This window comes from Alteromonas sp. 14N.309.X.WAT.G.H12, from assembly GCF_036697315.1.
GTDB lineage: Bacteria > Pseudomonadota > Gammaproteobacteria > Enterobacterales > Alteromonadaceae > Alteromonas.
Genome location: NZ_JBAHZB010000106.1, coordinates 1 through 9,544, shown reverse-complemented (window position 1 = coordinate 9,544; position 9,544 = coordinate 1). Strand labels below are relative to the sequence as shown.

Genomic DNA, 9,544 nt, shown 5'->3' with positions numbered 1-9,544 from the left:
ACCGTAGCAAGCTTGGAGAGCAAACACAGCAATGAGTAAAGGTTTTGAGCTTGAATCGAATTATCAACCTGCCGGCGATCAACCTAAAGCCATTGCCGCTTTAGTGGATGGCCTTGAGAGTGGCTTGGCCAGTCAAACCCTACTTGGTGTCACCGGGTCGGGTAAAACGTTTACCATGGCAAATATTATTAATCAGGTGCAGCGTCCAACGCTGATCTTGGCCCATAACAAGACACTGGCAGCGCAGTTGTACGGAGAAATGAAGGAGTTTTTCCCACACAATGCGGTAGAGTATTTTGTGTCCTACTATGACTATTACCAGCCCGAAGCCTACGTGCCTAGCACCGACACCTTCATCGAAAAAGATGCCTCCATCAATGATCATATTGAACAGATGCGCCTGTCCGCCACCAAGGCGCTAATGGAGCGCAGAGATGTTGTTATTGTGGCGAGCGTATCGGCAATATACGGGCTCGGTGATCCTGAATCCTACATGAAAATGCTATTGCATTTGCGTCAGGGCGATATCATGGACCAGCGGGATATTCTGCGCCGATTAGCCGAATTGCAATACAAACGAAACGATCTGGCCTTTGAACGGGGGACTTTTCGTGTTCGTGGTGATGTGATTGATATTTTCCCTGCCGATTCGGAAAAACAAGCGGTGCGAGTGGAGTTATTCGATAGCGAGATTGAAAGGATCAGTTTGTTTGATCCACTAACCGGGGCCGTGGACAAAACAGTGGTCAGGGCAACGGTGTTTCCGAAAACCCATTACGTTACACCCAGAGAAAAAATTCTTGATGCCATAGAGTTGATAAAAGGGGAATTAAAAGAGCGAAAAGCACAACTGCTGGCAAGCAATAAGTTAATAGAAGAACAACGTATTAGCCAGCGAACCCAGTTTGATATCGAGATGATGTTGGAGCTTGGTTATTGTTCAGGAATTGAAAACTACTCCCGTTATTTATCGGGTCGCACACCCGGCGAGCCCCCTCCCACCTTGCTGGATTATTTTCCCGCAGATGGTCTTTTGTTTATTGATGAATCTCACGTTACCGTTTCACAAATTGGGGCCATGTACAAAGGCGATCGCTCCCGTAAAGAAACCTTGGTGGAATACGGCTTTCGTCTTCCTTCGGCGCTGGATAATCGCCCCCTAAAATTTGATGAATTCGAGCAAATATCCCCGCAAACCATCTATGTTTCGGCAACACCGGGCGACTATGAACTGAAAAAATCCGATGGTGAAATTGTAGAACAGGTGGTCAGACCCACCGGCTTGCTCGATCCGGTGATCGAAGTGCGTCCGGTGGCCACGCAGGTTGATGATGTATTGTCGGAAATTCACTTACGGGTTGCGGTGGATGAACGGGTGTTAATTACAACACTAACCAAACGCATGGCGGAGGATTTAAGTGAATACCTTAACGAGCATGGCGTTAAAGTCCGTTACTTACATTCGGATATCGACACCGTGGAGCGTATTGAGATTATTCGCGATTTAAGACTCGGTAAATTTGATGTGTTAGTCGGTATCAACTTACTTCGTGAAGGACTTGATATGCCAGAAGTGTCGCTGGTGGCCATTTTAGATGCGGACAAAGAAGGCTTTTTACGGGCAGAACGTTCCCTAATTCAAACCATTGGTCGTGCCGCCAGACATATAAACGGGAAAGCCATTTTATATGGCGATGTGATAACAAAATCAATGAAAAAGGCCATTGATGAAACCTCCCGACGTCGAGAAAAACAAGAAGCCCATAACCGCAAACAGGGTTTGACACCCCAAAGACTCAATAAACCCATTACCGATATTATGGATTTGGGAGACAGTGCCCATCCGGCCTCTGGAAAAGTGCGTTTGCGTAAAGTGGCAGACAAGAAAAAAGATCTTCAGCTTGCCAGTGCAACGGATCTGATGGCCCAGATTGCCCAATTGGAAAAACAGATGTTTGAAAGTGCCCGGGAGCTGGAGTTTGAAAAAGCAGCGTCACTCAGGGATGAAATTGAAACGCTGCGTAAACAAGTTGTTGCGTTGTCGTAAATGCTAGGTCTGGGGTTACCTTTAATAGACTGAAATCATACGAGAAATGCTAAACGTGTAAAATTCGTTGTAATTCAGCTAGGTCTTACCTATTATGATTAAAAGTATACTCAGATATACCTAATTATACCTATAAATACACGGATTGCGTTATGTTAAATCGACTACAAGAATCAGATATCAAGCTGTTGAGAGTTTTTTACGCGGTAGCAAGTTGCAACGGATTTACCGCCGCAGAACCTGTTTTAAGAATGCAGCGTCCCAATATCAGTGCGGCAATCAAGAAGCTTGAAGAGCGACTTGATTTAGTGCTGTGTCACCGTGGGCGGGGCGGCTTTCAGATGACCAAAGAAGGTGAAGTGGTTTTTCAGGAAACCAAACGTATTTTCAATGCCTTCGATAATTTTGTGTTCAATTTAAAATCGTTACACGACGACTATTCTGGGCACATAACCTTGGTCATGATGGCGGGCTTACCGCTTTCTATGCATTTGGCTGTAAGTAAAGCGGTCAAAAGCACAATGAAGAAATTTGACGATATTCACGTCAATATTCAAACCCGATTATACAATGAAGTTGAACATGTGGCGTTATCCGGTGAGTGTCACCTTGTCGTCTCCACATACGATATGGTGAAGCCAGAATCGGTCACCTTCCATCCCGTAGGGATTACCTGTAGTGGCCGTTTGTATTGTTCTCCTACCCACCCGTTGGCCAAATATCGCGATACTGAACTACCTGAAGAGGTGGATATCGGCAAATATTCTGCCATTGGTATCTCGGGCTTATCTTCGGCAAATTATATCGAAAATGATCAGCATTTGTCGGTACAAACTTTCTCAGATTCCTTTGAAGCGGCGCTATCTGCCATTATGACCGGCGAATATATTGGGTTACTGCCAGATTATATTGCCAAGGAGCAGGGCGCGAGTTTAGGCCTTGTCCCCATTGCGAATGGCAGTTTATTTAACTTTGAGCATGAACTGTTTGTGATGAATGGCAAAAACACCCGTTTAAATCCTGTGCTCCGTCATTGCATCAAAGAGCTAACCTATTTTATTTCGGAAAGCCAAAAATAAAACCCTTCGTGGATAATGTAACGCCCGGCATAGACCGGGCGTTTGATTGTAAGGGAAGGTGGTGTAAAAATCAGCGCGTAGCGGCGGCTTCGTAGGGAAGGGGATCGGTGCGTTGATTCTCCCGAAAAGCTTCAAGACGTTCCTGACACGCGCCGCATTTTCCGCAGGCTTTCTCCCTGCCGTTATAGCAAGTCCAGGTTTTACTGTAATCTAAGCCCATTCTTAAGCCATCGGTGAGGATGGCGGTTTTACTTACCGTAAGATACGGGGTCACAATTTCCACTGGCTCATAATTGGCAATGGCGCACACATCATTCATTTTATTTACGAATTCTGGGCGGCAATCCGGATAGATGGCATGATCGCCAGAATGGGCACCGTAATAAACCTTGCTGGCATTTTCACTGACGGCATAGCCTACAGCCATGGACAGCAAAATCATATTTCGATTTGGCACCACGGTTTGTTTCATCGAAGGCTCTTCATAATGCCCCTCGGGGACATCAATATCGTCAGTGAGGGCAGAGCCGCCAACCAGGCTATTGATGGCGGAGATATCCACAATTTTGTGTGGTACGCCTAGTTCAGCACAGACTTTGGCAGCATAATCCACTTCTTTTTTGTGGCGTTGCCCATAGTCAAAAGACAAGGCCATAGGCGACTTACCGTCTTCAATGGCTTTGTGCAGTACGGTGAAAGAGTCCATACCGCCAGAATAGATAACAATTACTTTCTCAGACATAAGTTCGTTTTTTTCGCGAAAAGATGCAAGAATTCTATGTGATTATTGATAAAATCCCAACCCGAATTAACCACAGGACCAATACTTTGCCGGATACAACGCTAAAAATTAACGAAATGTTTGAAACCATTCAGGGTGAGGGAGTGCAAACCGGCGTGCCCTCCGTATTTATCAGACTACAGGGTTGTCCCGTTGGTTGCCCGTGGTGTGATACCAAACATACATGGGCATTAGACGATGCTTTTTTAACCACAGCGGATAACGTGCTAAGTAAATCAGCCGAGAGTGAACACCATTTTGCGATGGATGCCCAGGCATTGATAGGGTTACTCGCGCAGCGGGGTTATACCGCTAAACATATTGTTATTACCGGTGGCGAACCCTGTATTTACGATTTGTATGAGCTGACTCATACACTGCATGAAAACGGGTTTACCACACAAATTGAAACCAGCGGTACTTTTCCGATACGTTGTGATGAACGCACATGGGTCACCGTTTCGCCTAAAGTCGAGATGAAAGGTGGTTACGAGGTCCTCACCGAGGCCTTGGCGCGGGCAAATGAAATAAAGCACCCTGTGGCCATGGAAAAGCATATTGAAGAGCTGGACGGGCTGCTGGCGCGTTTAGAGGGCAAGGTGCCGCCTTATATCTGTTTACAACCCATTAGTCAGCAAGGGAGGGCGACAGATTTGGCGATAAAAACCTGCATCGAACGAAACTGGCGACTGTCGTTGCAAACCCATAAATACATCGGCATTGAATAATGGCGGGCAAAAAGGTGAAGGGAATGTGTAAATTACTGGTTTTATGCTGTGCGTTACTCAGCGTGAGTACGCAGGCTGCGCTATGGTCAATTACCTACCCACGGGCATTAGATGATAAAGACTTGCGCACAGAATATCCGTTGGCCGTTCTTACTTTGGCATTAGAGAAAACCGGCGTGAAATATAAATTACGTCCTTCCGATCGCATCATGCTAAAAGGCAAAGCGCTGCGCCAATTAAAAGAAAACCGTGAAGTGAACGTGGTGTGGAGCGTTACCGATGCGCAGCGTGAAAAAGATTTATTACCGATTCGCATTCCGTTAACCAAAGGTCTGATGGGGTGGCGGGTGTTTTTAATCAAAGATACCCAAAAAGCGCGTTTTGATCGTCGATTCAGTATAACGGATATGCGTGATTTTATTCCCGTATCAGGTGAAGAATGGCCAGATACTAAAATACTGCAAGCCAATGGTTTTAATGTCTTTACTGTGGCCAGTTTCACCGATGCCTACGATATTTTGGAGTCGAATCGAGCGGACTTTTTCCCTCGCTCTGTGGTTGAGGTAGAAAATGAATTGAAGGCCGGTTATTTTTCATCAGATATTATTCTTGAACCACGCCATGCGATCTATTATCCCACCGCCATGTATTTTTTCGTGAATAAGGGGAATACCACCTTGGCCCGTTTAATTGAAACCGGGCTGAAAATGGCATTGGAGGATGGATCCTTCGATGCGCTTTTCTTTTCAAGCTATGAATCGACGTTGAAAAATCTGAAGGTGGATGAACGGGATATTATCTTCATTAATAATCCCTTATTGCCCCCTCAAACGCCCATTGACGATGCTACCCTTTGGTATCGTCCTGCTAATATCGCCCAATAAATCGCTAAGATAAAAAAACGCGCTAACCTGTTAGAAGGATAGCGCGTTCTATTTGTGCTCTAAAAGTCTAGATTAATGACTTTTACCGGCGTGGACGTCTTTCATTGCACGACCTGAAGGGTCGGCATTGCTTTTAAAGCTTTCGTCCCACTCGAGGGCTTCAACGGTACTACAAGCAATGGATTTACCGCCTGGTACACATCGCGCCGCACTTTCTTGCGGGAAGTAACCTTCAAATATCGTCCGATAGTAGTAACCTTCTTTTGTATCTGGCGTATTAACCGGGAAGCGGAACTCAGCGGTAGCAAGCTGTTGATCGCTCACTTTGTCTTCAACAAAGTCACGAATAGAATCGATCCACGAATAACCCACACCGTCACCAAACTGTTCTTTTTGACGCCAAAGTACTTCTGGTGGCAAGGTTTTTCCATCATCAAAAGCTTTACGTAAAATCCATTTTTCCATGCGTCCGTCAACACACATTTTATCTTGAGGATTTAACCGCATGGCCACATCCATAAAGTTTTTGTCCAAGAACGGTACACGGGCTTCCACACCCCAAGCGCTGGTTGCTTTGTTAGCGCGGGCACAGTCAAACATGTGCAATCTATCTAATTTACGAACGGTTTCTTCGTGTAATTCTTTGGCATTCGGGGCCTTATGGAAATACAGGTAACCGCCGAAAATCTCATCAGAACCCTCACCGGAAAGTACCATTTTAATGCCCATGGCTTTAATCTTGCGGGTCATTAAGTACATGGGCGTGGCAGCACGAATGGTGGTTGTATCGTAGGTTTCAAGATGATAAATCACATCACGGATGGCATCTAAGCCTTCTTGGATCGTGAAGTGGATTTCATGATGCACAGTACCGATCATATCGGCAACCTGTTTGGCCGCCACAAGATCCGGTGCGCCTTCAAGGCCCACAGCAAAGCTGTGTAGTCTGGGCCACCAGGCATCAGATTTATCTTCGTCTTCAACGCGTTTGGCCACATATTGCGCCGCTACCGCAGACACCAGTGATGAATCCAAGCCGCCTGATAATAATACAGCGTAAGGAACATCAGACATCATGTGTGATTTAACCGCTTTTTCAAACGCCACTTTTAAATCATCAAGATTCGTTTCGTTGTCTTTAACCGCATCGTAACTCATCCAGTCACGTTTATAGTATTTGGTGAGCTCGCCTGTTTTGCTCCACAGGTAATGCCCAGGAGGGAATTCACTGATGGTTTTACAGATAGGCGCTAATGCTTTCATCTCTGAGGCAACGTAAAAATTACCGTGTTCATCATAGCCAGTGTAAAGGGGAATGATGCCGATATGATCCCGTGCGATAAGGTAAGCATCTTCGGTTTCATCGTATAAGATAAACGCAAACATACCTTCCAGATCATCGATGAAATCCACACCCTTTTGTTCGTATAAAGGCAGGATCACTTCACAGTCTGAACGGGTTTTAAAATCGTAGGGCGTTGCCAGATTTTGGGCAAGCTGCTTGTGATTATAGATCTCACCGTTAACGGCCAGGACTTTTTTATTATCCCGGCTGATGAGCGGTTGCGCACCGGTGTCGACATCGACGATGGCTAACCGTTCATGGCACAGGATGGTATTGTCATTATTCCAGATACCCGACCAGTCAGGGCCGCGATGACGCAGCAACTTTGTAAAATCAAGCGCTTGGGTTCTGAGTTCAGACACGTCGGTTTTGATATCAAGGATACCGAAAATACCACACATAAAACGGATTCTCTCTTGTGACTTGTTGAAAAATAGGATTGTTATTCTGTCGGTTGGCCTAACGCGGCCGCGGGTGAGACGTTATTGTTTTTGATGTACTGACTCCGCGTCTGTTGAATGTGCCAGCCTGAGAAAAAAATGCAAGAAATAACTGGTCTAAACGTAAAATATTCTCATAATTTTACCCAATTTTAACGTATGAATGAAAATCGTTCATAAAGCATACGCCCTGCTTGTGCCGGTAAACGGTGAGCACGCACCGTTTACCGGTAAGGAACAACGTCATTTTACGCCTTTGTATGGCGATTAGCGCTGAAATTCACTTTGTGGATCCCATTTTGGCCATGCATCTGTGGTGGCGATACCGTAACCAACATCAAACAACAATTGGGTGTCTTGGGCAATGCCTGATAAATCCCATTCGTTGCGATATTCATCACATACCTGATGATAGCAGCCGGTGATGATCACCTTCATACGCTTTCTGTAAGCCGCGGTTTCATCATCCCATGGTTCGGAGCCGCCTTCTGCGTAGAGTGCAGGGACGCCTTTTTTGGCAAAACTGAAATGATCCGAGCGATAGTAATAGCCCGCTTCAGGACGGTCTTCTTGTACAAGGTAGCGGCCCTGACGTTTGGCGGCTGTATCAAGATAAGTTTCGAGCTCTGATTTACCCATGCCCACTACCGTCACGTCCTTGGTTTTACCTAATACATTCATGGCATCCATATTAATATTGGCCACCGTATGATTTAACGGAATAACTGGGTGTTCTGCATAGTATTGTGACCCCAATAAACCTTGTTCTTCAGCGGTGACAATAAGAAATGTTACCGAGCGGGCAGGACGGGGGGTTAGTTTAGCAAAGGCATTGGCTAGTACCAGGCTTGCAGCAGTACCCGTGGCATTGTCATGGGCACCGTTATATATCTGATCGCCTTTAAGGGAAGTATCTTTGCCTAAGTGATCCCAATGCGCTGTATAAATGACGTGTTCGTCAGGATGCTCAGTACCCGGCAGCGTCGCGATAACATTGTGACTGACGGATTTTTTGATGGTGTTCTTCACGGTAACAGAGGCCGTTAAATCAAGGGCTTTATGATAAGGTCCTTCCAGTGCTGCCCGTTTTTCTTCGTCAAAATCCATGCCCGCGTCTGCGAAGACTTTTTTCGCGGCATCGAACGTGAGCCAGCCTTCAACGGCCACACGACTTGCACCGCCATCCTCGCTAACAAGCCCATATTGGGGGCCACTCCAGCTATTGGCAACCACAGACCAACCGTAGGAAGCCGGTGCGGTTTCATGGACAATTAATGCCCCCGCGGCACCTTGACGACTGGCTTCTTCATACTTGTATGTCCAGCGTCCGTAATAGGTCATGGTGGTGCCTTGGAATTTGCCGCTTTCGGGGTTCTCAAAGCCTGGATCGTTAACCAGAATCACCACGGTTTTGCCTTTTACATCGACGCCTTCGTAGTCATTCCAATCATATTCGGGAGCATTGATGCCGTAACCGACAAACACCAGATCAGAGTTTTCTAGTGAGACTGTGGTTTGTTCTCTTTTCGAGCCAACCATCATGTCGTCTTTATAATGAAAGGTATTGTCACCAATGGTCATGGTAACGTTGGGATCGGCGGTAATTTCCATCAGCGCCACATCTTGCAGGTAGCTGCCATTATTGCCGGGTTCTAATCCTGCCGCTTTTAAATGTGTGACCAGGTAATCCAAGGTTTTCTTTTCGCCTTCGGAGGTAGGTAAACGACCTTCAAATTCGTCAGAAGACAGGGTTTTTAGGGGCTCACGAAAATCTTCGTCTTTAAAACTGTCATACACAGTATCAAAATTAGACGGTTCGGATGCAACCGTAACACTCGGTGCTGCCTTGTTTTGTTCATTGGTACATGCTGTGAGGCTAAGTGCCACTACAGTAAATAACGATGGCACCACAATTGGCAAAAGAATTTTTTTCATTGTTTGTCTCTATTTGCTCTACAATAGCCACCCAGTATAGAGAATACCGGACACTGAACCAAGTCGAAGTCTATGAATTCTACCCTATGTAATTGGTTTTCTACCAAAAATAGCAATGTAATTTCTCTCCCTGTTTCCTCCCTTTTGAAATTAAGTGGATTGCGTCAATGTAGCGAATTTCCTACTATTGCAGAGATTAACAACGCAGTTGTAACCTGGCACAAGGGGCAGTGGGGCGGGCCTAAATTTAAAGGTCAAAGTACGTTTAGTGATGGTGATCATCGTTACTACGAACAAATCGTATC

7 protein-coding genes and 1 pseudogene are annotated in these 9,544 nt (G+C 45.8%); 5 read left to right on the top strand and 3 right to left on the bottom strand.

Annotated features, from left to right (window positions below):
- Positions 1–31: 31 nt before the first annotated feature.
- A complete protein-coding gene (gene uvrB / locus V5298_RS17425; RefSeq protein ID WP_332932706.1) occupies positions 32–2,047 on the top strand; it encodes an excinuclease ABC subunit UvrB in 2,016 nt (671 codons plus the stop codon).
- 152 nt (positions 2,048–2,199) lie between these two features.
- Positions 2,200–3,126, top strand: coding sequence for a LysR family transcriptional regulator (locus V5298_RS17420; protein ID WP_332932705.1), 927 nt, complete (start codon positions 2,200–2,202; stop codon positions 3,124–3,126).
- Between the two features lie 70 nt (positions 3,127–3,196).
- Here V5298_RS17420 and queC read toward each other — a convergent pair whose 3' ends face one another.
- Positions 3,197–3,868 (bottom strand): 7-cyano-7-deazaguanine synthase QueC, encoded by a 672-nt coding sequence (queC, locus tag V5298_RS17415; protein WP_332932704.1) that lies wholly within the window; start codon positions 3,866–3,868, stop codon positions 3,197–3,199.
- Between the two features lie 116 nt (positions 3,869–3,984).
- On the opposite strand from queC, the gene queE reads away from it, so the two are divergent.
- Together queE and V5298_RS17405 are read left to right on the top strand one after the other, a co-directional pair.
- Positions 3,985–4,635 carry a 7-carboxy-7-deazaguanine synthase QueE gene (gene queE, locus V5298_RS17410; protein ID WP_332932707.1) on the top strand — a complete coding sequence of 217 codons (651 nt, stop codon included), beginning with the start codon at positions 3,985–3,987 and terminating at the stop codon, positions 4,633–4,635.
- A gap of 23 nt (positions 4,636–4,658) precedes the next feature.
- Positions 4,659–5,519 carry an amino acid ABC transporter substrate-binding protein gene (locus tag V5298_RS17405; RefSeq protein ID WP_332932703.1) on the top strand — a complete coding sequence of 287 codons (861 nt, stop codon included), beginning with the start codon at positions 4,659–4,661 and terminating at the stop codon, positions 5,517–5,519.
- A 72-nt stretch (positions 5,520–5,591) separates the two neighbouring features.
- On the opposite strand, the gene asnB is transcribed toward V5298_RS17405, so the two are convergent.
- Positions 5,592–7,265: an asparagine synthase B gene (gene asnB / locus V5298_RS17400; protein WP_332932702.1), complete on the bottom strand. Its 1,674-nt coding sequence runs from the start codon at positions 7,263–7,265 to the stop codon at positions 5,592–5,594.
- Between the two features lie 306 nt (positions 7,266–7,571).
- Positions 7,572–9,239: a M28 family metallopeptidase gene (locus V5298_RS17395; protein ID WP_332932701.1), complete on the bottom strand. Its 1,668-nt coding sequence runs from the start codon at positions 9,237–9,239 to the stop codon at positions 7,572–7,574.
- 72 nt (positions 9,240–9,311) lie between these two features.
- Between V5298_RS17395 and V5298_RS17390 the strand changes: the two are divergent.
- Positions 9,312–9,544: pseudogene (locus tag V5298_RS17390) on the top strand (hypothetical protein); the annotation flags it as partial.

Bases quoted from the DNA above. Each gene is read 5' to 3' on its own strand.
- uvrB (WP_332932706.1), top strand. From the start codon at position 32: ATGAGTAAAGGTTTTGAGCTTGAATCGAATTATCAACCTGCCGGCGAT.
- asnB (WP_332932702.1), bottom strand. From the start codon at position 7,265: ATGTGTGGTATTTTCGGTATCCTTGATATCAAAACCGACGTGTCTGAA.
- queC (WP_332932704.1), bottom strand. From the start codon at position 3,868: ATGTCTGAGAAAGTAATTGTTATCTATTCTGGCGGTATGGACTCTTTC.
- V5298_RS17395 (WP_332932701.1), bottom strand. From the start codon at position 9,239: ATGAAAAAAATTCTTTTGCCAATTGTGGTGCCATCGTTATTTACTGTA.
- V5298_RS17405 (WP_332932703.1), top strand. From the start codon at position 4,659: ATGTGTAAATTACTGGTTTTATGCTGTGCGTTACTCAGCGTGAGTACG.
- queE (WP_332932707.1), top strand. From the start codon at position 3,985: ATGTTTGAAACCATTCAGGGTGAGGGAGTGCAAACCGGCGTGCCCTCC.
- V5298_RS17420 (WP_332932705.1), top strand. From the start codon at position 2,200: ATGTTAAATCGACTACAAGAATCAGATATCAAGCTGTTGAGAGTTTTT.